The organism is Pseudomonas sp. NFPP28 (genome assembly GCF_900115535.1).
GTDB lineage: Bacteria > Pseudomonadota > Gammaproteobacteria > Pseudomonadales > Pseudomonadaceae > Aquipseudomonas > Aquipseudomonas extremorientalis.
Window position 1 is genome coordinate 909,379 of record NZ_FOWT01000001.1, and the last position, 24,593, is coordinate 933,971.

Below are 24,593 nucleotides of genomic sequence, written 5' to 3' on the forward strand. Positions count from 1 at the left end.
CGCCCCTCAGGAATGCGCTTCGGTTAGGTGGGTCAACTCAGGCCCCTTGGTGGGCGGCTCTTTGAGTACTACACGCTTGATCGGCCCAACGATGACCAGATAGCTGAACACCGCTACCAGTGCGTTGGCGCCGACGAACACCAGGGCCCATTTGAACGAACCGGTGGTGCTGATGATGTAGCCGATGACAATCGGCGTGGTGATCGACGCGAGGTTACCGAAGGTGTTGAACAAGCCGCCACTGAGGCCGGCGATTTGTTTCGGCGAGGTGTCGGACACCACCGCCCAACCCAGTGCGCCAACGCCCTTGCCGAAGAAGGCCAAGGCCATGAAACCGACCACCATCCATTCGATATCCACGTAGTTGCACGCCACGATGCTGCTGGAGATCAGTAGGCCACCAATGATTGGCGCCTTGCGCGCGAAGGTCAGGGAATGGCCCTTGCGCAGCAGGTAATCGGAAATTACCCCACCGAGCACGCCACCGATAAACCCGCAGATTGCCGGCAACGAGGCGATGAAACCGGCCTTGAGGATGGTCATGCCCCGGTCCTGCACCAGGTACACCGGGAACCAAGTGAGGAAGAAATAGGTGATGCCGTTGATGCAGTACTGGCCCAGGTAGACGCCGAGCATCATGCGGTTGGTCAGCAACTGGCGGATGTAATCCCACTTCGGCCCGTCGGTTTTCTTGCCCTTGCCTTTGTCCTGGTCCATATCGACCATGGCGCCGTTGGCCGCGATATGGTTGAACTCGGCTTCGTTGATCATCGGGTGCTGGCGCGGGCTGTGGATCACTTTCAGCCAGATCAACGAGAAAATGATGCCAATCACGCCCATCACGATAAACACGTGCTGCCAGCCGAAGCGGTAGACAATCCAGCCCATCAGCGGCGCAAACAGCACGGTGGCAAAGTATTGCGCCGAGTTGAAAATCGCCGATGCCGTACCGCGCTCGGCGGTAGGGAACCAGGCGGCCACAATCCGAGCGTTGCCGGGAAAGGACGGCGCTTCGGCCAGGCCCACCATGAAGCGCAGCATGAACAGCGCAACCACGGCGGTGGAGACCCCGAATTCACCGACATAGCCTTGCAGCACGGTGAACAGGGACCAGGTGAAGATGCTCAGGGCATAGACTTTTTTCGAGCCGAACCGGTCCAGCAGCCAGCCACCGGGGATTTGCCCGGCTACGTAGGCCCAACCGAATGCAGAGAAGATATAACCGAGGGTGACCGCGTCGATGCCGAGGTCTTTTTGCAGGCTGGAACCCGCGATGGCGATGGTGGCCCGGTCGGCGTAGTTGATCGTGGTCACCAGGAACAGCATGAGCAGGATCAAATAGCGGACGTGGGTCGGCTTGGTCGCTTGCATGTAGAAGTACTCCCACTAATTATTTTTTTTGCGGGTAATGGTTTTCTGTTTTTCGTGTGGGAGCCGGCAGGCATCCGGCTCCCACAAGGTGATGCGTCTTACGAACCGATGTAACTGGTCTTCACCACGGTGTAGAACTCTTGCGCATAGCGACCTTGCTCACGCGAACCATAGGATGAGCCCTTACGGCCACCGAAAGGAACGTGGTAATCCACACCGGCAGTCGGCAGGTTGACCATCACCATCCCGGCCTGGGAATGGCGCTTGAAGTGGTTGGCGTATTTGAGCGAGGTGGTGGCAATGCCCGCCGACAGCCCGAACTCGGTGTCGTTAGCCATGGCCAGCGCCGCTTCGTAGTCCGCCACGCGCACCACGTTGGCCACCGGGCCGAAGATCTCTTCACGGCTGATACGCATCGCAGCTTCGCTGTCGGCAAACAGCGTCGGTGCCAGGTAGTAGCCTTCAGTGTCGCAGGTCACCAGGCCGCCACCGCTCACCAGCCGTGCACCTTCGCTCTGGCCGATGTCGATGTACTTGAGGTCCTGGTCCAACTGGGCCTGGGACACCACCGGGCCGATGTCCGTGCCGCTCTTGAGTGCATGGCCGACCTTGATCGACTTCATGCGCTCCGCCATGGCCGCGACGAACTGGTCGTGGATGCCGGCGGTCACGATCAGGCGGCTGGAAGCGGTGCAACGCTGGCCGGTGGAGTAGAACGCGCTCTGTACCGACAGCTCGACGGCCTGCTTGAGGTCGGCGTCGTCGAGGATGATCTGCGGATTTTTGCCGCCCATCTCCAACTGCACTTTGGCCTGGCGCGAGACGCAACTGACGGCGATCTGGCGCCCAACCCCCACAGAACCGGTGAAACTGATGCCATCGACCTTTGGGCTGTTGACCAGCACATCGCCCACCACGCGACCGCTGCCCATCACCAGGTTGAATACACCGGCGGGGAAACCGGCACGGGAAATGATTTCGGCCAGGGCCCAGGCACAGCCCGGCACCAACTCGGCGGGCTTGATCACCACGCAGTTACCGTAGGCCAGGGCCGGGGCGATCTTCCACGCGGGGATGGCGATCGGGAAATTCCACGGCGTGATCAGGCCGACCACACCCAGGGCTTCACGGGTGACTTCAACGTTGACGCCTGGGCGTACCGACGGCACGTAGTCGCCGGACAGGCGCAGGCATTCGCCGGCGAAGAATTTGAAGATGTTGCCGGCGCGGGTCACTTCGCCGATGGCTTCGGGCAGGGTCTTGCCCTCTTCACGGGCCAGCAGGGTGCCGAGCTCTTCGCGGCGGGCGAGGATCTCGCTGCCGACTTTATCCAAGGCATCGTGACGCGCCTGGATCCCGGACGTAGACCAGGCTGGGAATGCGGCACGGGCGGCATCAATGGCAGTGTTGACCTGAGCGACATCCGCCTTGGCATATTCGCCAATGACATCGGACAACTCCGACGGGTTGAGGTTGACGCAATAGTCGGCACCGGCCACCCACTGGCCATTGATGTAGTTATCGAAACGTTGGGCTTGGGACACAAATCTTCTCCTGACGCAAAAGGCCGCTGATTGCTCAGCGGCCTTGTAGATAGGTTATTGCGCGCCTTGCTTGTCGATCAGCGCGGCCAGGGCTTCGTATTCTTCCGGCAGCAAGTCGGTCAGCGGCGTGCGCACCGGGCCTGCGTCGTAGCCGGCGATTTTTGCACCTGCCTTGACGATGCTTACCGCGTAACCGGCCTTGCGGTTACGGATATCCAGGTACGGCAGGAAGAAGTCGTCGATGATCCTGGCGACGGTGGCGTGATCGTCCTTGGCAATCGCGTGGTAGAAATCCATCGCGGTTTTCGGGATGAAGTTGAACACCGCCGAGGAGTACACCGGCACGCCCAGGGCCTTGTAGGCAGCGGCGTAAACCTCTGCCGTCGGCAGGCCGCCGAGGTAGCTGAAACGGTCACCCAGGCGACGGCGGATCGACACCATCAACTCGATGTCACCCAGGCCATCCTTGTAGCCGATCAGGTTCGGGCAGCGCTCGGCCAGGCGTTCCAGCAGCGGCGCAGTCAGGCGGCACACGTTGCGGTTGTAGACCACCACGCCGATCTTGACCGACTTGCACACCGCTTCAACGTGGGCGGCAACGCCGTCCTGGCTGGCTTCGGTGAGGTAGTGCGGCAGCAGCAGCAGGCCCTTGGCACCGAGGCGTTCGGCTTCCTGGGCGTACTCGATAGCCTGGCGGGTCGAACCGCCGACGCCGGCGAGGATCGGCACGCTGGTGGCGCAGGTATCAACGGCGGTTTTCACCACCTGGGAATATTCGCTGGCGGCGAGGGAGAAAAACTCACCGGTGCCGCCGGCAGCGAACAAGGCAGTGGCGCCGTAAGGGGCGAGCCATTCCAGGCGCTTGATGTAGCCCGCCTGGTGGAAGTCACCCTGGGCGTTGAAATCGGTCACCGGGAAAGACAGCAGACCGTGGGAGAGGATGGACTTCAGTTCTTGTGGATTCATTATTCGAACACCCTGGGCGAAGACTTTCTATCGAAAGGTTGTTGTTGGTTTTGGTGATGTCGTACGTCATCGTACAACTATAAAAAGATTCGTCAACTGCAATTGATCAGACTTCATTCAACGAGGGGTTGAAGAGCGCCGTCTTGACGTAGGAAGTTTTTCCTCTATGCTCGCAACAACTGTATATGTATACAGTAATTACGGAAGATTCCTACGACATAGCAAGGAGCTAACATGTCAGGTCTTGATCTCGCAGTATCCGAAAAGAAACCACCTGTCCTGCGTTTCGAAGGGGGTGAACACACCGCCATCGGCGACGACACCTTGCTGCGCTTCGCCAAGGACGCCCCGGCAATTCCCGCCCGCCAAGTCGAGTTGCACCTGCCCAACGGGCTGGCGTTGACTTACGGCCAGGTCATTGCCTTGGGCGGCGACTTTTATGGCATCCCCGGCCAACCCATCAGCGATGGCACCTCCCCGGCCGAACGCGTGCAACGCTTTACCGCTGCTTTCAACACGCTCGCCGTGCTGCCCGCTTCACGGGAAGAAGCGCACAAGATCCTCGCGGTGATGCAAAAGGAGATCAACGCGGTCAAACAGGCGATCAAGGATGGCAAGCAAGCCCATGAAGCCTACGACGCCTTGGGTGATACCTTGTCTGAAGAATGGAACCGCATCACCGGCGGTGGCAGTGCGGTGTCGGCGCTGATTCCACTGGGGCGCTATTTGAAGTTGGCGGCGGACAATGCCGATCACTTCGGCGAATGGGCGCTGTCCGCGTACCTGGCAGGGCATACGGCGGCGTTGCAACAAGCCGTCGTGGCCCACCAGACCGGAACCGACCAGGCGCTGGAACTGGCCTATGCAATGAACAGTTTTGCCGATCATTTTTTGACCGATCTGTTCTCCGCAGGCCACTTGCGTGTACCGCGCAAACAATTGGCAGCGGTGGTGACACCCGGTGAACTTGGTTCGCTGATCAGCCGCTTCATGCACGATGAAGACAGCAAATTCGGGCTGAAAGTGCGCAATGCCCTGGGCGATCAATGGCACGCGTACGGGGATAAACGCTACTTCGATGATATCGATGCGGACAACCGGCTGCAGGTCAAACGTGCGGTGCAAGCCTCAGCCGATGAAATCTTCGAGACGTTTATCAGTGGTGCCGCACCCTCCCCGGCCAACTTCAAGGCACCGCTGTATGTGCCCGACCTGAATGCGGCACAGAACCCGGCGAACAACTTTTCGCCGCTGTTCAAGATGGAGGGAGACAAGGTGCTGCGCCGCAAGGATGTGAATGACTTGAACGACAAGCACTGGACGAATGATTGGTGGGGGTGGAGTACGTATTTGTTGCTTAAGGACTATAAGCCCAACACGCCAGCTTGATCACCGCCGCCTGTCGCAACTGTGATTTCTGACAGTTACGCCCAAAGTCGGCAAAAACTCATAAATAGCCTCAAGAGCCCCAGGGTGGATTCTTGGGGCTTTTTAATGCAACCCGCTTGCTCGTGCATTTAACGTTTTTATCTCCCTCACGCCATGAGGTTCATATGCGTATCTACTGCCATATCCGATCAACATCCTCAGGTCGCGCCAACAAACCCAATTATTTCGAGCTGGAAAGGGAGGCTCAGGTAGGCGATTTTGTCTATTTCAAGCTGGCGGACTTGTGGGTGGTTATAACAGCCAAATACATTTTCATGGCTGAGGGGGGCGGAGACAGCATTATCGTGCTCGATGCCCTGGCCACTGTTCCGCCAACGACCATTCGCCCACCGGCGGCTTGATCAACCTGCCCGTTCTGCCTCTTCATGGGCATGGCGCAGCCGTTCGCGACTGTTGGTCAAATGCAATCGCATCGCCGCCCGCGCCGCATCCGAATCCTGGCGGGCAATCGCCTCATAGATCTCTTCGTGTTCGCGGCTCAAACGGCTCATGTAGTGCTGCTGGTCATCATGGGCCAGGCGCGCCGAATTCAGGCGGGTACGTGGAATGATGCTGGTGCCCAGGTGCGTCATGATGTCGGTGAAGTAGCGGTTGCCGGTGGACAGCGCAATTTCCAGGTGGAAGGCAAAGTCGGAGGCCACCGCGTCGCCTGCGTGGGCCGCGCTTTCATTCAGGGCATCAAGCGCCGCGCGCATGGCGGCCAATTGTTCATCGCTGCGGCGCAAAGCGGCCAGGCCAGCGGATTCCACTTCCAGGCTGATCCGCAATTCCAGAATTGCCAGCACATCACGCAATGTCACCACAGTGGCCGGGTCGATGCGAAAGCCGCTCGGGCTCGGCGTGTCCAGCACAAAGGTGCCGATACCATGACGGGTTTCCACCTGCCCCGCCGCCTGCAGACGTGAGATAGCCTCCCGCACCACCGTGCGGCTGACCCCATGGGCCTCCATGATCGCCGACTCGGTGGGCAACTTGTCACCCCGCTTGAGCTGGCCATCGCGGATCTGCTCGGACAACACCGTGACCAATTCCTGGGCAAGGCTGCGGCGCTTGCGGGGAAGACGAGGGGCGGTGTTGGCGTTTTCCATGATGAATCATCTTTCTCGGTGAACTTGAGCACGCATCATAGCCCATGGTGGTTGTACGATCACCGTCCGGGCGCGACTTTCATCCACATCCTTCACGCAAAAAAATGCCCCGACACAGGTCGAGGCATTTTTTCGACAAACCCCGAGGGGAACGCCGTTTATTTCACCACTTTCAGGCTCGGCCGGCCGCTGGGACGCGGTGGCTCGGAATCCGGTGGCGGTTGATCATCGCCCTGTTCGCTTTCGATCGATTCGTCGTCCTCGAAAGGCGACTCCAGATCGAACACCATGCCTTGACCATTCTCCCGGGCATAGATGCCGAGGATGGCGCCAATCGGCACGTACAGCGTATGCGGCACGCCGCCGAAACGCCCTTCGAAGCTGACCGCTTCGTTGTCCATGTGCAGGTGGCGCACGGCACTGGGTGATACGTTCAGCACAATCTGCCCGTCGCTGGCAAAACCCTGCGGTACCTGAACCGCAGGAAATTCGGAATTGACCAGCATGTGCGGGGTGCAATCGTTGTCCACAATCCACTCATAGAGCGCGCGGACCAGGTAGGGTCGACTGGAGTTCATCAGCGGCTCCTTAAGCCTTAGCGCATATCGCGTTCGACACCAGACAGACTCGCCTGGAAAGCCTCACGCGCAAACTGGCGCTCCATGTAATCAAGCAGCGGCTTGGCTGGCCGCGGCAGTTCAATACCAAGAATCGGCAAACGCCAGAGTATCGGTAATAGGCAGCAATCCACCAAACTTTGTTCCTCACTGAGGAAAAAAGGCTTATCGGCGAACAGCGGCGAAACGCCGGTCAGGCTTTCGCGCAATTCCTTACGCGCCTGTACACGTGCCGCCTCTTTGCTGCGGGTATCCAGAATCAAATCCACCAGCCCGCACCAGTCACGCTGGATCCGGTGGATCAGCAGGCGGCTGTTGGCACGCGCCACCGGGTACACCGGCAGCAAGGGTGGATGCGGGTAACGCTCATCCAGGTATTCCATCACGACGGTCGACTCCCACAACGCCAGGTCACGATCGACCAGGGTGGGCAAGCTGCCGTAGGGGTTCACTTCGATCAGTTTGGGTGGATGACGACCTGCTTCCACACTGATGATCTCGGCGCTGACACCCTTCTCTGCGAGCACGATGCGTACTCGGTGGGAATAGTGGTCGGCGGGGTCGGAGTAACAGGCCAACCGGTTGGTCACGCCCATGGCGGTCCTCCTCGCTTGTTGAAATTATCGAAAGCTCAAAAACGAGCGCGCCCAGAGAGCATCTCTGTAACGCCTGGAACAACCAGACCGCTACGTATTCAGAGATGCCGCTGGGCGCGCAAGATTAACAGCAATTGCTTACGGTTGGATCAATGCACATCCTTCCAGTATTCGCGTTTGAGCAGATAGGCGAATACGAAGAAGAACGCCAGGTACAGCAACACATAGGTACCGATGCGCTGATGCTGCAGTTTGACCGGGTTGGCCGAGTAGGCCAGGAAGGTCACAAGGTTCTTGACCTTCTCGTCGAACTGCTCGTCTGTCAACGAACCTGGGGTTTCTATCTTCAGTTGATCGCACGCTTCATGGGTCAAAGGTGTGCCGGTCAACGGATCGTATTGCTTCTTGCCGTCTTCAACGACCTGAATCTGCTTGCATCCTACCACTTGCTTGCCTTGCAGGCCGACCAGAACGTTAGGCATGCCGACGTTCGGGAACACACGGTTGTTCACGCCATAAGGGCGCGCCGGGTCTTCGTAGAAGGATTTCAGGTAGCCGTAGAGCCAGTCGGTGCCGCGTACACGTGCCACCAGGGTCAGGTCGGGCGGTGCCGCGCCGAACCAGGTCTTGGCGTCGGCGGGCTTCATGCCGATGGTCATGTGGTCGCCGATCTTGGCGCCGGTGAACACCAGTTTCTCCAGCATCATTTCATGGGGGATACCGAGGTCATCGGCCACCCGCTCGTAACGCTGGAACTTGGCGCTGTGGCAGCCCATGCAGTAGTTGGCGAACGTACGCGCGCCGTCTTGCATGGCGGCCTTGTCAGACACGTCGATATCGACTTTTTCCAGCGCCGGGCCACCGTGCTCGGCGGCGAAGGACAGGAGCGGCAGCGCCGCAAGCATCAAAGCAACGAATAACTTTTTCATCAGCCAGTCACCCTTTCCGGAACCGGTTTGGTCTTCTCGAGCCGGGTGTAGAACGGCATCAGAATGAAGTAGGCGAAGTACAGGAAGGTGCAGACCTGCGACAGCAACGTACGCTCAGGGGTTGGCGCCAATACGCCGAGAACACCCAGGATGACGAAGGCAATGCAGAACACCCACAGCCAGATCTTGCTCAGCCAGCCCTTGTAGCGCATGGACTTGACCGGGCTACGGTCGAGCCAAGGCAACACGAACAGCACCGCGATGGCCGCGCCCATGGCGATCACGCCCATGAGTTTGTCGGGGATCGCGCGCAAGATCGCGTAGAACGGCGTGAAGTACCAGACCGGAGCAATGTGCTCGGGCGTCTTGAAGGCGTTGGCCTGTTCGAAGTTAGGCTTCTCCAGGAAATAACCGCCCATCTCCGGGAAAAAGAACACGATCGAGCAGAACACGAACAGGAACACCACCACACCGACAATGTCTTTCACGGTGTAGTAAGGGTGGAACGGAATGCCATCCAGCGGGATGCCGTTTTCGTCCTTGTGCTTCTTGATGTCCACGCCATCCGGGTTGTTGGAGCCGACCTCGTGCAACGCCAGGATGTGCAGCACCACCAGGCCCAGGATCACGATCGGCAGGGCCACAACGTGCAGGGCGAAGAAGCGGTTCAGGGTAATGCCGGAGATCAGGTAATCGCCCCGGATCCACTGGGTCAGGTCGTTGCCGATCACCGGGATCGCACCGAACAGCGAGATGATTACCTGGGCGCCCCAATACGACATCTGGCCCCACGGCAACAGGTAACCCATGAAGGCTTCGGCCATCAACGCGAGGTAGATCAGCATGCCGAACACCCACACCAGCTCACGCGGCTTCTGGTACGAGCCGTAGAGCAGGCCACGGAACATGTGCAGGTAGACGACGATAAAGAATGCCGACGCGCCGGTGGAGTGCAGCAGACGCAGGATCGAGCCGTACTCGACGTCACGCATGATGTACTCGACCGAGGCGAACGCCTCTTCCGCCGACGGCGTGTAGCTCATCGTCAGCCACACACCGGTGACGATCTGGTTGACCAGCACCAGCAGGGCCAGGGAGCCGAAGAAATAGAAGAAGTTGAAGTTTTTCGGCGCGTAATATTTGCTGAGATGGTCTTCCCACATTTTAGTGGCGGGGAAGCGCGCATCCACCCAATCCATGAACTTGCTCATCACGCGTTCTCCTTATCGAGGCCAATGACAATGAGGTCGTCAGTTTCGTAGGTGTGCGGAGGAACCGGCAGGTTCAGGGGAGCAGGCTGGGATTTATAGACGCGGCCAGCGAGGTCGTAGTGGGAGCCGTGGCAGGGGCAGAAATAACCGCCGACCCAATCCTTGCCCAGGTCGACAGGGGCCACTTCCGGGCGGAAGGTTGGCGAACAACCCAGGTGGGTACACAGACCGACCAGCAGCAGGATCTCTGGCTTGATCGAACGCACTTCGTTTTTGGCGTAGGCGGGCTGGTCGGACTTCTCGGATTTGGGGTCAGACAACTGGCCTTCGATCTTCTTGAGATTCCCCAGGATTTCCTCGGTACGACGAACAATGAACACCGGCTGGCCGCGCCACTCAGCAATCATCTGCTGACCTGGCTCGATCTTGCTGATATTCACCTTCACCGGTGCACCTGCGGCTTTCGCCTTGGCACTGGGAAACCATGACCCCACGAACGGGACCGCAGCCCCCACCGCTCCTGCAGCACCCACCACGGATGTGGCTGCTACCAAGAAGCGACGCCGGCCTGCATTCACGCCGTCATTGCTCATTCAGTCCTCTCCCATCAGCTTTTTGGCCTGTTAAATCAGGCGTCTACTAAGTGTTGAATCTTTACTTATAAAAATTTTGCCGAATGGTAATGAAAAGCCCCACGTCTGACAAGGGAATTGCCCGGGGCTCCGCCTCCAGGCCTTGTAGTATAGGGGGTCTACGGATGTGGCAAGTTGTCACGGCGATTTTTCTGCATAAATCGCAGGCAATAAAAAACGCCCAGCTCCGTGAGGAGGCTGGGCGTTTTTGTGGAACGTAAAGCGAATTAACGCTTCGAGTACTGCGGACGCTTACGCGCTTTACGCAGACCGACTTTCTTACGTTCAACTTCACGAGCATCGCGAGTCACGAAGCCAGCTTTGCGCAGGGCGCCACGCAGGGTTTCGTCGTACTGCATCAGAGCGCGAGTGATACCGTGGCGGATTGCGCCAGCTTGACCACTTACACCGCCACCGATAACGGTGACGTAGATGTCGAACTTTTCAACGGTCTCGGTCAGTTCCAGCGGCTGACGAACTACCATGCGGGCAGTTTCGCGGCCGAAGAAGTTGTCCAGGGAGCGGTTGTTGATCGAGATGTTACCAGTACCCGGACGCAGGAAAACGCGAGCGGTTGCGGTTTTGCGACGGCCAGTGCCGTAATTTTGAGTCGCCGACATAATGAACTATTCCGTTAAAACTTCAGTTCTTGGGGCTGCTGAGCAGCATGAGGGTGTACAGCGCCCGCATAGACTTTCAGCTTGCGAAACATATCGCGACCCAGTGGGCCCTTAGGCAGCATGCCTTTGACCGCGATTTCGATCGGGGCTTCAGGCTTCTTGGCAATCAGGCCTTCGAAGTTGGAAGACTTGATACCGCCTGGGAAACCGGAGTGACGGTAGTACATTTTGTCGCTTGCTTTGTTGCCGGTTACACGAACCTGCTCAGCGTTGATGATCACGATGTAGTCACCGGTGTCAACGTGAGGGGTGTACTCAGGCTTGTGCTTGCCACGCAGACGGCTGGCGACTTCAGTGGCCAGACGACCCAGGGTCTGACCAGCGGCGTCGACGACAAACCAGTCGCGCTGAACTGTTTCCGGTTTTGCAGTAAAAGTTGTCATTCTTTAATAGCCTCAGGGGCCGCCCTGTAAATTAGACGGCGGATCTTACTGAATAGTGCGTACTTTGACAAGTCAAAGGCAGCCGGATACAGACGCTATCGGGGGCTCGGGTCGGCGCGTCCGTTCAACGGCAAGATTCTTCGGCAGGCGGCGCATCACTTCCACTGCAGAAAGAGGTGGGCAATTATGCAGATTGCGAAAAAAAATTCAACCTGCTTTTATGATTGTTTTCCCTGAAGGAGTACCCGATGGATTATCGACAGCTGGGCCGTACGGATCTGAACGTGAGCGCGATAGCCCTGGGCACCATGACCTGGGGCGAGCAGAACAGCGAGGCAGAGGCCTTCGCGCAGATCGAGCGGGCCAAGGGCGCTGGGATCAACTTCCTCGACACCGCTGAAATGTACCCGGTGCCGCCCAAGGCCGACACCTATGCCACCACCGAACGCTACATCGGTAATTACTTCAAGAGCCGTGGCGACCGTGCCGACTGGATCCTCGCCAGCAAGATCGCCGGCCCCGGCAACACCATCGACTACATCCGCGACGGCCACCTGCGCCACAACCGCAAGCACATCGTCGAAGCCCTGGACGCCAGCCTCAAGCGCCTGCAGACCGACTGGATCGACCTCTACCAACTGCACTGGCCGGAACGCAGTACCAACTTCTTCGGCCAACTGAGCTACAAGCACAAGGACGAAGACAACCTCACCCCGCTGGAAGAAACCCTCGAAGCGCTGGATGAGCAGGTGAAGGCCGGCAAGATCCGCCACATCGGCCTGTCCAACGAAACGCCGTGGGGCACCATGAAGTTCCTGGCCCTGGCCGAGGCCCGTGGCTGGCCGCGTGCGGTGTCGATCCAGAACCCCTACAACCTGCTCAACCGCAGCTTTGAAGTGGGCCTGGCGGAAGTCGCGATTCGCGAGCAATGCGGCCTGCTGGCGTATTCGCCCCTGGCGTTCGGCATGCTCAGCGGCAAATATGAGAATGGCGCCCGCCCAGCGAAAGCGCGACTGACGGAATACAGCCGCTTCAGCCGTTACTTCAACCCGCAGTCGGAAGCGGCATGCAGCCGCTACGTTGCACTGGCGCGGGAGCATGGGCTGGACCCGGCGCAGATGGCGCTGGCGTTTGTGACGCAGCAACCATTCGTGACCAGCAATATCATTGGTGCCACGTCGCTGGAGCAACTGGATAGCAACATTGCCAGTGCGGATCTGAAACTGTCGAAAGAGGTATTGGAAGGGATTGAGGCGATTCAGAAGGATCACCCGAACCCAGCGCCTTGATTGATCTTAAGACCGCTATCGGGGGCAAGCCCCCTCCCACATTTTGATCTGTGAATACATTCAAGTGTGGGAGGGGGCTTGCCCCCGATTTGGCCATCAGCAGAACCGCCCAATCAAAGCGCCCGCGCAATGATCTCCTTCATGATCTCATTGGTCCCCGCATAAATCCGCTGCACCCGCGCATCCGCCCACGCCCGGGCAATCGGGTATTCCCACATGAAGCCGTAGCCTCCGTGCAACTGCACGCACTCATCGAGCACCTTGCATTGCAGGTCGGTAGCCCAGTACTTGGCCATCGCCGCCGTGGGCACATCCAGCTTGCCTTCCAGGTGCAACGCCATGCACTTGTCGACAAACACACGGCCAATCTGAATCTCGGTCGCCATCTCCGCCAGCTTGAAGCGGGTGTTCTGGAAATCGGCAATCGCCTTACCGAACGCCTGGCGTTCACGGGTGTACGCCAGGGTCCACTCCAACGCCGCCTCGGCTGACGACAAAGCGCCAATCGCCACGGTCAACCGTTCCTGAGGCAGCTCCTGCATCAGATAGGCGAAGCCCATGCCGGCCTGGCCGAGCAGGTTTTCCTTGGGCACCCGCACATCCTGGAAGAACAGCTCCGAGGTGTCCTGGGCCTTCATGCCCACCTTCTCCAGGCGCTTGCCCTTGTCGAAGCCTGGCGTGTCGGCTTCCACCAGGAACAGGCTGGTGCCCTTGGCGCCGGCCTTGGGATCGGTCTTGGCGACCACGATGACCAACTCGGCCAGGTAGCCATTGGTGATGAAGGTCTTGGAGCCGTTGATCACGTACTCATCGCCGTCCAGCACCGCCGTGGTCTTAACGCCTTGCAAGTCGGAACCGGCGCCCGGCTCGGTCATGGCAATGGCCGTGACCAGCTCGCCGGAGATCAACTTGGGCAGGTATTTGTGCTTCAGCGCCTCACTGCCGTAATGCAGGATATATGGCGCCACAATGTCCGAATGCAGGGAAAAGCCGATGCCGGTCAGGCCCAGCCGGCTGATCTCTTCGATCACCACCGCGCTGTATAAAAAGTCCGCGCCCAGCCCGCCATATTCTTCCGGCAGGTGAGAGCAGAGCATGCCCGCCTCCCCCGCCCTGCTCCACAAATTGCGGTCGATGTAGCCCTGTTTCTCCCATTGCCCATGGAACGGCGCGGCGTCCTTTTCGAGGAAGGTGCGCACGCTCTCGCGGAAGAGTTCGTGTTCCGGGCTGAACAAGGTTCTGGGAATCATGGGTCACCTGCATGGATTGTCGGACAAGAGCGAGCCCACAGAGACTATGCCGCGAAGGCAGCACGGGACACTGGACACATGCGACAAAAAATAAGACGATCCAGCCGTCTGGTGACCACTTTCCCCTATAAGAATAAATGAAATTATGTCTAACCAAATCTCCACGCCCTTGCGGCGCGTCAGCATTTTGGCCATTGATCGGGTATTCGCTTCCACCCTCATGCAAGCCAAGGATTTCTTCCACCTCGCCAGCCTGCGTTACGGCAAGCAACAAGGCCTGGGCCTGACGCCAGGGTTTGAAACACGCCTGGTCAGCCCCGATGGGCAATCGGTGTGCAGTTTCAGTGATGTGATCATGCCGGTGGACGGCGGCCTCGAAGACGCCGACATCATCGTGCTGCCGGCCTTCTGGGATGACTTCGACACCTTGTGCGCCCGCTACCCGCAAGTGCTGCCGTGGCTGCGCGAACAGCATGCACGCGGTGCTGTGTTGTGCGGCGAAGCCACCGGGGTATTCTGGCTGGCCGAAGCCGGCCTGCTCGATGGCAAGGAAGCGACCACCTACTGGCGTTTCTTCAATGCGTTCGGCGAACGTTTCCCCAAGGTCCAGCTCAACCAGGACAAGCACCTCACTGACGCCGACAACCTGTATTGCGCCGGCGGCACCACCTCGGCATGCGACCTCTACATCTACCTGATCGAACGCTTCTGTGGCGCCAACATCGCCCAGGCCGTGGCCCGCGATATCCTCTACGAAGTGCAGCGCAGCTATTCGCCAGGACGTATCGGGTTTGGCGGACAGAAGCTGCATCAGGACGTGATCATCCTGCAGATCCAGCACTGGCTCGAAGAACACTTCGCCGACAAATTCCGCTTCGAAGACGTGGCCCGGGAACACGGCATGAGCATCCGCAACTTCATGCGCCGCTTCCAGACCGCCACCGGCGACAAGCCGCTGCACTACCTGCAACGGCTGCGTATCGAGACGGCAAAGGGCCTGCTCTCGGGCAGCCGCAAGAGCATCAAGACCATCAGTTATGAGGTGGGTTACGACGATGCGAGTTTCTTTGCACGGCTGTTCAGGCAGCACACGGAGTTGTCGCCGAACCAGTATCGCCAGCAGTTTCAGCAAGCGGCGTAGGTTCGCCGCTTGACGAAGCAAACGACCCTGTACACCGCAATGGTGCAGGGTCGAATTGAGAACCCTATGCCCGCCTACAAGCCCCTCACCCAATTCCTACTGACGAATAAGATGAAGTCGCTAGGTTGCGCCTTGGGCGCCTGCCATTTTAAACGAGGTCGAAGCCGTTGATTTCTGCCGAGCTACGGTCCGAATGCACAAAGGGCTTTTTCCAAACCGACTTACTTGAAATCAGGACGGAGACTCAATCATGTCATCCATAGGCAGCAACGCTCAATCGTTCAACCCAGCTGTACAACCAAATAAGTTAGACGCAAGTCAATTCAACGAAAATCTGACCGATCAGTTGAATCCACAAATGGATGAGAAAAAGAACAAGGAGGAGAAATATCCGGAGCTGGAGTTAAAAGTAATATTCAAGGGTCCGGACGGCGCGCTCTACGAGTTAAAAAAGGGCGAAATGCTCCTCATAGAACCGGCACCACCCAGCACAGACCAGATCACTTATTAACCAGCGCCCAAACTATAAAAGGACCGCAATCGCTGCGGACCTTTTATAGGCGTTACGTCAAGTTACGGCTTGTGCCCACGCGACAGGAACTCATGGGACTGCATTTCCAGCAAGCGGCTCAGGGTGCGCTGAAATTCGAAGTTTAGGCGACCGCCGGTGTACAGGTCCTTCAACTCAACTTCCGCCGAGATGATCAGCTTCACGTTACGGTCGTAGAACTCGTCGACCATGTTGATGAAACGTCGCGCGATGTCGTCGGTGGTAACGCTCATCTGCTCCACGCCGCTCAGGATCACCGCGTGGAAGATCTTGCCCAGTTCGATGTAGTCGTTCTGGCTGCGCGGGCCGTCGCACAGTTGGCGGAACTCGAACCAGGCCACGTCGTCGCAGGTGCGCAGCGCGATGATTTCGCGGTTCTCGATCACCAGCTTGTCGTTTTCCACCGCCTGGGTGCATTCCGGCGTAAGGGCACGGAAGCTCTTTTTCAGGCTTTCGTGGGCCGCCTCATTGAGCGGGAAGTGGAACAGCTCCGCTTGCTCCAGGTGACGCAGACGGTAGTCGACGCCGCTGTCGACGTTGACGATCTCGGTATGCTGCTTGATCAACGCAATGGCCGGCAGGAAGCGTGCGCGTTGCAGGCCGTCCTTGTACAAACCGTCGGGCACGATGTTCGAGGTGGCGACCAGGGTCACGCCGTTCTTGAACAGCTCCTCCATCAGGGTGCCGAGGATCATGGCGTCGGTGATGTCGGAGACGAAGAACTCATCGAAGCAGATCACCCGCGCTTCTTCGGAGAAACGCTTGGCGATGATGGTCAGCGGGTTTTTCTCGCCCGGCAGGGTCTTCATCTCTTCGTGCACGCGCTTCATGAAGCGGTGAAAGTGCGTCCGGACCTTTTCCTTGAACGGCAGCGCTTCGAAAAAGGTGTCCACCAGGTAGGTCTTGCCCCGGCCCACGCCACCCCAGAAGTACAGGCCCTTGACCGGCGTGTGGTCTTTCTTGCCAAACAGCTTGCTGAACATCCCTGGCTTGCTTTGCGAGGCCGCGAGCAGGTCATCGTACAGGCGCTGCAGATGACGCACCGCCGTTTCCTGGGCCGCGTCATGGAAGAATTCAGGGCGTTTCAGATCAGCTTGATATCGTTCTAGGGGCGTCATAATTTCGTTAGCAAGGCAACAAAAACGGGCCGTCACTGTAACGACGGCCCTGGATAATGGCAATCAACCCTTGGTCGGGTTAATCCTCGAGGGGGGTCAACGCGACGCGCAGAGCGGCGATGGCCGCATCGCGGGACGCTTCGTCGGCGAACTCAGCACTGTCCGCCACCGTCACGCCGTCCAACCACACGCTGAAGCCCAGGGCCTCGGTACGCAGGTCCAGCGCGTCGCCGCTTTGCAGTTGCTTGGTCACTGCGCCCGCCGCCTTGCCATCGGCAAAGTTGCGCGACAACAGCAGTTGCTCGCCGTCGGCGGCCAGCAGGCGGAAGCGGAAACTGCCGTCGTCTTCACGGAAGCTCACGAAGCGCGCGGCTTTCGCAGCTTTCTTCTTGGCGGCGACCGGTGCCGCAGCCTGGTTGACAAACGAACGCAGGCCCACCGCTTCACGCAGTTCAGCCAGGAACGGCGCCGCCACGGCACGGGCCTTCTTGGCGCCGATCAGCAGCAGGTCTTCCATGTCAGAAGGGCGCGACATCAGTTGATGGTAACGCTCGCGGGCTTCACCCAACTGGCCGTCCAGCAGGTGGAACAGACGGTTCTTCGCCTCGCCCCAACCCAGGCCTTGCAACAGTTCGGCACGGAATTCTTCTTCCTGCGCCTTGGTCGCAAACGCCTGGTACAGGGTGAACAGGTGCGAATTGTCCGGGTCCTTGGCTTCGCCCGGTGCGCGGGAGTCGGTGACGATCCGCGAGATGGCGTCCTTCATGCCCTGGGCGCTGGTGAACAATGGGATGGTGTTGTCGTAGCTTTTCGACATCTTGCGGCCGTCCAGGCCCGGCAAGGTGGCGACGCTTTCTTCGATCAACGCCTCGGGCATGGTGAAGAATTCTTTACCGTTGCCGAACAGGTGGTTGAAGCGCTGGCCGATATCACGGGCCATTTCCACGTGCTGGATCTGGTCGCGACCGACCGGCACCTTGTGCGCGTTGAACATCAGGATGTCCGCCGCCATCAGCACCGGGTAGCTGTACAGGCCCATGCTGATGCCCGCATCCGGGTCTTCGCCGGCTTCCACGTTCTTGTCCACCGAGGCCTTGTACGCGTGGGCGCGGTTGAGCAGGCCCTTGGCGGCCACGCAGGTCAGCAGCCAGGTCAGCTCGGGGATTTCCGGGATGTCCGACTGGCGATAGAACGTCACCCGGTTCACATCCAGGCCACCGGCCAGCCAGGTCGCGGCGATTTCCATGCGCGAGCGCTGGATGCGCTGCGGGTCATCGCACTTGATCAGGGCGTGGTAGTCGGCCAGGAAGTAGAAGGAGTCGGCATTGGCGTCCTGGCTGGCGAGGATCGCCGGGCGGATCGCACCGGCGTAGTTGCCCAGGTGCGGCGTGCCGGTGGTGGTGATGCCGGTGAGGATACGGGTACGAGTCGTCATGGGTAATCGCTTATCAGACTGCTATCAATTCGAGAGGCGCGGCAGCACCAGATCCTTCAGATCGGTGAGCTTGCCGTGAAAAAAGTGTCCGCATTCTGCCACTTTCAGCAGCTCATGGGGGCGATTCAAGGCGGCGGACCAGTCGTAGACGGTCTGCGGGTCGACCACTTCGTCGGTTTCCGGCTGGATAAGGGTCAGTGGGCAGGCCTGGGGCAGCTGGTCGCTGTCACGCAGGCGCATCACCGCGGCGGCAACCATGAACAGGTGCGAGAGTTTTTCGCCCTTGGCCTCCAGGCGGCCACCCAGGCTGGCGGCCACGTAGCCTCCGAAGGAAAACCCGAGCAAGGTGATCGGCAGGTCGGGGTGTTTTTCCCGCAACCAGGTAGCAGCCGCTTCAGCATCGTCCACTTCACCGGTACTCATGTCGTGGGTGCCGGCACTCGCGCCGACGCCACGGTAATTGAAACGCAAGGTGATCAAACCGGCATCGCGGGCGGTGCGTTGCAAGGTCGATACAACTTTATTGAGCATGGTCCCGCCCTGCACCGGGTTAGGGTGACAGATCAGCGCCAGGCCACGTGGCTCGGGGTGATCCAGGTACAGGGCTTCCAATTGGCCTACCGGGCCATCGATCAAAACGGGGGTTTCACGCATGAGCAAGGAATGAACTCCGTGACCTCTCAAAGGGTCGACTCGTCTAGCTAAAAGTCTGTGCTTGGCATCATTGCGAGCTTAATCGCGGTATACAGCGCAGGTTTGAGCCGTTAACGTAAAGCAAAGCCGTTTATAGAGGAAGGACTCGTGGAACACTCGCTCTTAGTTTGGTTGTTGCCGACTCTTGCCCTGGTTGCCGGTGTCGCCATTGGTTTCCTGGTTGCTCGCTTGCTGCCGAATGCCGCGCCTAACCGCACGCAGCGTCAGCTGGATGATATCCAGGAACGTTTTGACAGTTATCAGAACGAGGTTGTTACCCACTTCAACAGCACCGCGACCCTGGTCAAGAAGCTCACCCAGAGCTACCAGGAAGTACAGGATCATCTCGCCGATGGCGCCAACCGCCTCGCCCTCGACGACATCACCCGCCAGCGCCTGCTGGCCGCGTTGCATTCCGATGCGCCGCAGACCCCACGGGAACGCCTGACCCCACCGCGGGAAAACCAGGAGCCGCCACGGGACTATGCGCCAAAAACGCCGAACGCCCCTGGCATGCTGGATGAGCATTACGGTTTGAAGAAGTAAGTCGTCTTCAAGTACAAAAAAAGCCCGGCTGATCAATGATCAGCCGGGCTTTTTTTGGGGCCTACCTGCTCGACTGGAATCGTTGCCGGCCGCTGAAAACGGGGCTTAAATCACAGCCTGGTCAACGCCTCGTGGCTGGACCTGTGATTGCAGCCGTCCTGCTTGTTCATCAGATGAATCACCGACGTTGCCAGTCGAGCCAGTGAATTCACGACACTGGCCGCAACCGGCCCGGTACAACCGCTCATGCACCCGCTGTTTTTCTCTTCGGTGGCCATTGCACGGGTAGGCTCAGGCTGGGGAGCGGCTGAAGGTGTGGCACTCTGGGCGGTAGCCGCGTAATAGGAAGGCTGGGTGGTTGAAAAAGCATTCACCGAATTCATAAAAAACCTCTGGATCAGTAGGAAAAATAGGGGATCCCCCCACCCCTTGAGTGAGTGTCCTCCCCAAAACGGTTCCTTTTCTGACCCGGCCTCACATCATACTGGGACTTGTTCCTGCAACTGCCCTCCCTCGATCCGCACATGCCGTCCATGGAAGCGCTTGAGGCTGCTGCGATGGCCGACGCTGACGATGCTCAGCCCCGGCAACTCATCGATCAACGCCTGATACAAGGTCGCCTCATCCTCTTCGTCCATGGCCGACGTCGCTTCGTCCATGTACAGCCATTGCGGCGCGAACAGCAACGCGCGGGCAAAGGCCAGGCGTTGCTGTTCGCCCGGCGAGAGCATGCGTTGCCAGTGGTTGGCTTCCTCCAGTCGGCCGATCAGATGGGGCAGGCGACAGGTTTCCAGGGCCTGTGCATAACGTTCTGCCGGGTAGACGCTGTCGTCCTGTGGATAACTCAACACCGCCTTCAACGTGCCAATCGGCAAGTAGGGTTTCTGCGGCAGGAACAGATAGCGCTCGGCCGGCAGGCGGATATTGCCGTGACCGTTGGGCCACAGGTTGCCCATGGCCCGCAGCAACGTCGACTTGCCGCTGCCGGAACGACCGCTGAGCATCAGGCGCTCGCCCTCGGCAACGGTCAGGTCGGCGCCTTGCAGCAGGTGACGGCCGTCGGCCAGGTCCAGACTCAGGTCCTTGACCTGCAAACCTGCGCCCTGATGCTGCAGGCCAATACCCATGGTGCGCGTTTCGTTGTCTTGCATGGCCTGGCCGAAACTCAGCAGACGATCACAGGTGGCGCGCCAACTGGCCAGCAATGTATAGGCGTCGACAAACCAACTGAGGCTGCCCTGCACGCTGCCGAACGCCTGAGCCACCTGCATCAGCACGCCCAGTTCGATCTTGCCGGCGAAGTAACGCGGCGCCGCCACCACAAAAGGAAAGATGATGGCGATCTGCGAGTAACCGCTGGTGAAGAAACTCAGACGCTTCTTGAGCTGCATGATGCTCCAGAAGTTGCTCCATACCCGTCCGAAACGCGCGCTCAATTGATGGTGTTCGTTAGGCTCACCGTTGAACAGCGCGATGCTTTCCGCGTTCTCCCGCACCCGCACCAGGCTGAAGCGCAGGTCCGCCTCAAAGCGTTGTTGACGGTTGCTCAAGCCGATCAGTTTTCGACCAATCACATGCGTCAGCCAACTGCCGATCACCGCATACACCAGCGCGGCCCAGAACATATAGCCGGGAATCGTGATGCCCCACACTTCGATGCTGCCGGACACCCCCCACAGGATCACCGAGAACGACACCAGGCTCACCAGGTTGCTGATAAAGCCCAGCCCCAGGGTCAGGGTGCTGGCGGTAAATGCATTGAGGTCTTCGGAAATACGCTGGTCGGGGTTATCGGTGTAACCGCCGTATTCCAGGTGGTAGTAGTTCTTGTGGCCCAGCCATTGGGCAAAGTAGCGTTCCGTCAGCCAGCGGCGCCAGCGGATGGTGAGCATCTGTTGCAGATAGGACGTGAACACGCCGGTTACAATCGCCACCACCGCAATCACGCTGAAGTACATCAGCAGGTGGGTAAAAGCGTCGTAGTCCTTGTGCTCCAGCGCGTTGTAGAAATCGCGGTTCCAACTGTTGAACCACACCGATACAGCGACGCTGAACAGCGAAAGCCCCAGCACCACCAACAGCAGCAGCCAGGCGATGCCCTTCTCTTCACTGCGCCAGTAGGGCGTAATCAACCCCCACACCCGCCGTAGAAATTGCCCACGCACCGCGTCGTTGACCGCGGAATACTCAGCGTTTTGATTCATTGTTTCGCTCGGCGCAGTAGTGTGAGTGGATCATAAGGTAGGCTTTAGCGCAGCGGGCAATTCGATGTCGCTCATTCAGTCAGCGTTCAGTATTTATTTGACTTACATCGGCTGGCAACCAGTACTCGAAACCGTCCCACTTACTCTCGGCACTTTGGAACACGCTCAGAGAGAAAAATCCTATATGACCCTTCCCGCGCCGATACAATTTGTACGCCTGCCCCCACAGACCATACCTACCGTCCAGGAGCAAACCATAGATGACTCCAGACAACTGCCCGCCTCGCCTGGACGGATCACGGAAGTCTATGAAACGGTCGACGCGTCCCACAGTAGCCAAAGCGTTGAACGCCTTATAAAAAATGCCAGCCAAACCATCCTGACGCCGGCACAGGAAACCTCACAAATAATTGCGCAAGCGTTGCGCAAAAAATTCAAGCTGCAGCTGAACCCCGACCATACCTATATCGTAACGACCAACTACGACACGACCAAACCGGCACCGTCGGATGGCAAGATACTCAACCAAATTAGCCTGACCGAGGCCGCACTGACCAACGTACGCAGGAAAAACAATGACGATGAATCGCCTACCGGACTGGCGCGGACGCACCCGACAGCCTCAAGACTGTTGAATATTTTTCATTCCTTTCCTCTCGTGTCAGTCATTCAGATGGCCCACGATTTCATGAGCCCGACATACGAGTACGTCGTTCGAGGCACAGGCACCTCAAAGGACTCAGTACCGAATCTGTCGTCAAAGGTCTCGCTTACGCCACAACAATTTCGGGATCTGGTATGGGAAACCGAGCTGATTACGCCTTACAAATCCTACTTGGACACGTTCTGGGCAACCCATGAAAAACCCTACGAGCTACTCACCAAGATAGCCCTCGTTCAAGCTGCCCTTGCACAACAAAAGGACGGCAGCCTGAGCAATGAAGAAACCCGCCTGGTCCTACGTGCATCGGGCCTTCAACCTGGAAAGCCTTGGTCTGAAACCAGTGTCAAGAACCTGGAAGCCCCGTATGCCAAGGACCCCGACGTCGACGTTGGTCTACTGTCGATCAATGGCGACGTATCTACCGACCTGCTGTACATCATCGACAAAAAGACCCGCCTGGACAGCCACGGCAAACCGATTAAAACCACCCTGCTGCATATTCCGGGCAACTCATCACCCCTGCACAGGTTTGATAACCCCGAAGCCATGAAAACCTGGCTGGCCGACCAGGCGGCTGACCCGATCAAGCGGACGGCGTTGCTTAACCACTTCACCAAGAACGACCAGGACGACAAGTTTTTTTCTGACGGCGTGAAGCAGTCCCTCGTGGGACTGGGGGGCTGGACCGAAGCACAGAAACCCAATGCGCTGGGCTTTACCTCACTCAGTGATTGGGACCCTCAGCGCTATATTACTCTGGAGCCCCTGAACGGCGACCCATTCAAGGCCATGACCCAGCGTCAAAAAGAGCGCGCCTATGCCGACGCCGATCACGACATCACTACCGATGGTGATGTAATCAAGGACGCCGCACTGAAACTGGCAGAGGCCGCTACTGCCACAGCGTTGCTGCTGACCCCGTTGGCGTTTGTCATGCCGGAGGTAGGCCTGGCGCTGGATGCGATCTACACAGGGGCCGGCATTACAGAGGTGGGCGTCGGTATCGATGATCTGGCCCACGGCAAATCCCGCGGGACCGACCGGATCGTGTTTGGCGTGCTCAATGCAGTGCCCGGTATCGCCGGCAGCGCATCCAAGCTCGACAGAGGGACGGCGTCGATTGAATCGGCGGTGGCAGACGAGGCTATCGAAGCACCCAACAGCCCTCCAACCGAAGACGTGACAACGCCGGCACCCACCGAAGCCGCCAATCGCCTGCGCCCCTCTGAATCTAACAACATCAGTGCCCATGCCGTCGAAGACGGCGAAAGGCTTATAGAGCACGCAACGAAGAACGCCAACAACATCTATCACCTCCGTGACGCCGACGGCCTGGACCGGTGGTTCATTCGACACACCGATCATTCGGAGATAGAACGGGTATATGAACTCAAAAGCAATTTTAAACTAACCGATCAGTACGCCGAAATTATTGACCCCACCTCCAGGCAATCGATCATGACTGTGCATCTCGACAAGGAGGGCATTTGGGTACAACTGGACAAAGGCGCAGGTATAAATTTCCCATGGAATGCCAGTAACTCCTCTGCCAAAGCTCAACTTGCGCAAGACATCAGCCGGATAGACAAAGACGAAAATGCACTGAGTAGCGCAGAGCGCGAGCGGGTGCTGGACGAGTTGACCCGCTTGACGCAGACGTCCAGGGCTGAAGATTACGAGAGCCTGAATGAGTACACCGAAGCCGGTTCGGGCGAAATCAATGAAATCCTTCGCACGGAGGTCGATCCAAACAAGTACCCACCGAATGTGAGCGAATTCCTGTCCGACCTGGATGAACAAGCCGAATACAGCGGCAAGGCCTATCGCTACGCCTTTGTTACATCAGAGGGCGCTGACAAACTCAAAAACGGTGTTGGGAGAGTATTCAGGGACAGCGGCATCCAATCGGCGTCAACCCAGGCCTTCAACGCCAAGGGCTGGGCAACCTGGGCAAAAGACACGCTGCCCGTAAAAAACCGCCAACCGGTAATTTATATCTTCGATGAGTCGATTGCCAAAAAGAACCTCTCCAGCAGCATCCTCCCCGACCACGTTGCGATCGAACCGCAAGCCTCACTCCAAGTGAGCGCTGCCAAGGTAAAAGACGGTATTTTGTATGTATCCTTCAAAGCCCCGGCCAAGTTGCCGGATCAGCGCTATAACCTGTTCGACGGCCGTGTTGCCTTTCCCTACTGAGTAACCACTCTGGCGAAGAAAAAGCCCGGAACGTCCGGGCT

23 protein-coding genes are annotated in these 24,593 nt (G+C 58.5%); 7 read left to right on the forward strand and 16 right to left on the reverse strand.

Translation table 11 applies throughout. The features are described 5' to 3' along the window. Positions 1–6: 6 nt before the first annotated feature. The 3 genes from BM110_RS04300 to kdgD form a co-directional block, all read right to left on the reverse strand. Positions 7–1,371 carry an MFS transporter gene (locus tag BM110_RS04300; protein ID WP_071491129.1) on the reverse strand — a complete coding sequence of 455 codons (1,365 nt, stop codon included), beginning with the start codon at positions 1,369–1,371 and terminating at the stop codon, positions 7–9. Between the two features lie 98 nt (positions 1,372–1,469). Further along, the gene (locus BM110_RS04305) at positions 1,470–2,915 is read right to left on the reverse strand and encodes an aldehyde dehydrogenase family protein (protein ID WP_012722211.1); all 1,446 of its coding nucleotides are present in this window, start codon (positions 2,913–2,915) and stop codon (positions 1,470–1,472) included. Positions 2,916–2,969: 54 nt separating this feature from the next. Beyond that, complete coding sequence (gene kdgD, locus BM110_RS04310) at positions 2,970–3,881, reverse strand: 5-dehydro-4-deoxyglucarate dehydratase (protein ID WP_092240718.1); 912 nt, start codon at positions 3,879–3,881, stop codon at positions 2,970–2,972. Positions 3,882–4,115: 234 nt separating this feature from the next. Here kdgD and BM110_RS04315 point away from each other — a divergent pair, with 234 nt between their 5' ends. Beyond that, positions 4,116–5,270, forward strand: coding sequence for a phospholipase (locus BM110_RS04315; RefSeq protein ID WP_093512493.1), 1,155 nt, complete (start codon positions 4,116–4,118; stop codon positions 5,268–5,270). A gap of 164 nt (positions 5,271–5,434) precedes the next feature. Continuing rightward, positions 5,435–5,671, forward strand: a complete 237-nt coding sequence (locus BM110_RS04320) for a hypothetical protein (RefSeq protein ID WP_093119861.1) — start codon at positions 5,435–5,437, stop codon at positions 5,669–5,671. Here the strand turns inward: BM110_RS04320 and BM110_RS04325 are convergent, their stop codons facing one another. From BM110_RS04325 to rplM, 8 genes are all read right to left on the reverse strand, one after another. Next, positions 5,672–6,418 carry a FadR/GntR family transcriptional regulator gene (locus BM110_RS04325; protein ID WP_093119864.1) on the reverse strand — a complete coding sequence of 249 codons (747 nt, stop codon included), beginning with the start codon at positions 6,416–6,418 and terminating at the stop codon, positions 5,672–5,674. It lies immediately after the preceding gene. A 158-nt stretch (positions 6,419–6,576) separates the two neighbouring features. Continuing rightward, the gene (locus BM110_RS04330) at positions 6,577–6,996 is read right to left on the reverse strand and encodes a ClpXP protease specificity-enhancing factor (RefSeq protein ID WP_071491124.1); all 420 of its coding nucleotides are present in this window, start codon (positions 6,994–6,996) and stop codon (positions 6,577–6,579) included. A gap of 17 nt (positions 6,997–7,013) precedes the next feature. After that, complete coding sequence (locus BM110_RS04335; RefSeq protein WP_049710008.1) at positions 7,014–7,631, reverse strand: glutathione S-transferase N-terminal domain-containing protein; 618 nt, start codon at positions 7,629–7,631, stop codon at positions 7,014–7,016. Positions 7,632–7,780: 149 nt separating this feature from the next. Next, positions 7,781–8,560: a cytochrome c1 gene (locus BM110_RS04340; protein WP_071491123.1), complete on the reverse strand. Its 780-nt coding sequence runs from the start codon at positions 8,558–8,560 to the stop codon at positions 7,781–7,783. Continuing rightward, positions 8,560–9,771 (reverse strand): cytochrome b, encoded by a 1,212-nt coding sequence (locus BM110_RS04345; RefSeq protein ID WP_003171746.1) that lies wholly within the window; start codon positions 9,769–9,771, stop codon positions 8,560–8,562. The genes BM110_RS04340 and BM110_RS04345 overlap by 1 nt, the downstream gene beginning before the upstream one ends. Beyond that, positions 9,771–10,364, reverse strand: a complete 594-nt coding sequence (gene petA, locus BM110_RS04350) for a ubiquinol-cytochrome c reductase iron-sulfur subunit (protein WP_016976232.1) — start codon at positions 10,362–10,364, stop codon at positions 9,771–9,773. Before petA ends, BM110_RS04345 begins: the two co-directional genes overlap by 1 nt. 266 nt (positions 10,365–10,630) lie before the next feature. After that, positions 10,631–11,023 (reverse strand): 30S ribosomal protein S9, encoded by a 393-nt coding sequence (gene rpsI / locus BM110_RS04355; RefSeq protein ID WP_002555064.1) that lies wholly within the window; start codon positions 11,021–11,023, stop codon positions 10,631–10,633. Between the two features lie 14 nt (positions 11,024–11,037). After that, positions 11,038–11,466, reverse strand: coding sequence for a 50S ribosomal protein L13 (gene rplM, locus BM110_RS04360; protein ID WP_003188508.1), 429 nt, complete (start codon positions 11,464–11,466; stop codon positions 11,038–11,040). 248 nt (positions 11,467–11,714) lie between these two features. Here rplM and BM110_RS04365 point away from each other — a divergent pair, with 248 nt between their 5' ends. Then, entirely contained in the window at positions 11,715–12,755 is a 1,041-nt protein-coding gene (locus BM110_RS04365; protein ID WP_058423021.1) for an NADP(H)-dependent aldo-keto reductase, read from the forward strand. A 113-nt stretch (positions 12,756–12,868) separates the two neighbouring features. Here BM110_RS04365 and BM110_RS04370 read toward each other — a convergent pair whose 3' ends face one another. Continuing rightward, on the reverse strand, positions 12,869–14,005 hold the full coding sequence (locus BM110_RS04370; protein WP_093512495.1) for an acyl-CoA dehydrogenase family protein: 1,137 nt from the start codon (positions 14,003–14,005) through the stop codon (positions 12,869–12,871). Positions 14,006–14,225: 220 nt separating this feature from the next. On the opposite strand from BM110_RS04370, the gene BM110_RS04375 reads away from it, so the two are divergent. Further along, positions 14,226–15,146 (forward strand): GlxA family transcriptional regulator, encoded by a 921-nt coding sequence (locus BM110_RS04375; protein ID WP_170856032.1) that lies wholly within the window; start codon positions 14,226–14,228, stop codon positions 15,144–15,146. Positions 15,147–15,396: 250 nt separating this feature from the next. Then, positions 15,397–15,657, forward strand: coding sequence for a hypothetical protein (locus BM110_RS04380; RefSeq protein ID WP_092240710.1), 261 nt, complete (start codon positions 15,397–15,399; stop codon positions 15,655–15,657). A 62-nt stretch (positions 15,658–15,719) separates the two neighbouring features. On the opposite strand, the gene zapE is transcribed toward BM110_RS04380, so the two are convergent. The 3 genes from zapE to BM110_RS04395 form a co-directional block, all read right to left on the reverse strand. Further along, positions 15,720–16,814: a cell division protein ZapE gene (gene zapE, locus BM110_RS04385; RefSeq protein ID WP_071491119.1), complete on the reverse strand. Its 1,095-nt coding sequence runs from the start codon at positions 16,812–16,814 to the stop codon at positions 15,720–15,722. Positions 16,815–16,893: 79 nt separating this feature from the next. After that, on the reverse strand, positions 16,894–18,249 hold the full coding sequence (locus BM110_RS04390) for a tryptophan--tRNA ligase (RefSeq protein WP_093512498.1): 1,356 nt from the start codon (positions 18,247–18,249) through the stop codon (positions 16,894–16,896). A gap of 24 nt (positions 18,250–18,273) precedes the next feature. Further along, positions 18,274–18,903: an alpha/beta hydrolase gene (locus tag BM110_RS04395; RefSeq protein ID WP_092240704.1), complete on the reverse strand. Its 630-nt coding sequence runs from the start codon at positions 18,901–18,903 to the stop codon at positions 18,274–18,276. Positions 18,904–19,050: 147 nt separating this feature from the next. On the opposite strand from BM110_RS04395, the gene BM110_RS04400 reads away from it, so the two are divergent. After that, entirely contained in the window at positions 19,051–19,488 is a 438-nt protein-coding gene (locus BM110_RS04400; RefSeq protein WP_003171734.1) for a Z-ring associated ZapG family protein, read from the forward strand. Between the two features lie 479 nt (positions 19,489–19,967). Here the strand turns inward: BM110_RS04400 and BM110_RS04405 are convergent, their stop codons facing one another. Continuing rightward, the gene (locus tag BM110_RS04405) at positions 19,968–21,692 is read right to left on the reverse strand and encodes an ABC transporter ATP-binding protein/permease (protein ID WP_093512501.1); all 1,725 of its coding nucleotides are present in this window, start codon (positions 21,690–21,692) and stop codon (positions 19,968–19,970) included. A 64-nt stretch (positions 21,693–21,756) separates the two neighbouring features. Between BM110_RS04405 and BM110_RS04415 the strand changes: the two genes are divergently transcribed. Then, positions 21,757–24,552: a dermonecrotic toxin domain-containing protein gene (locus tag BM110_RS04415; RefSeq protein WP_139217559.1), complete on the forward strand. Its 2,796-nt coding sequence runs from the start codon at positions 21,757–21,759 to the stop codon at positions 24,550–24,552. Positions 24,553–24,593: the final 41 nt, after the last annotated feature.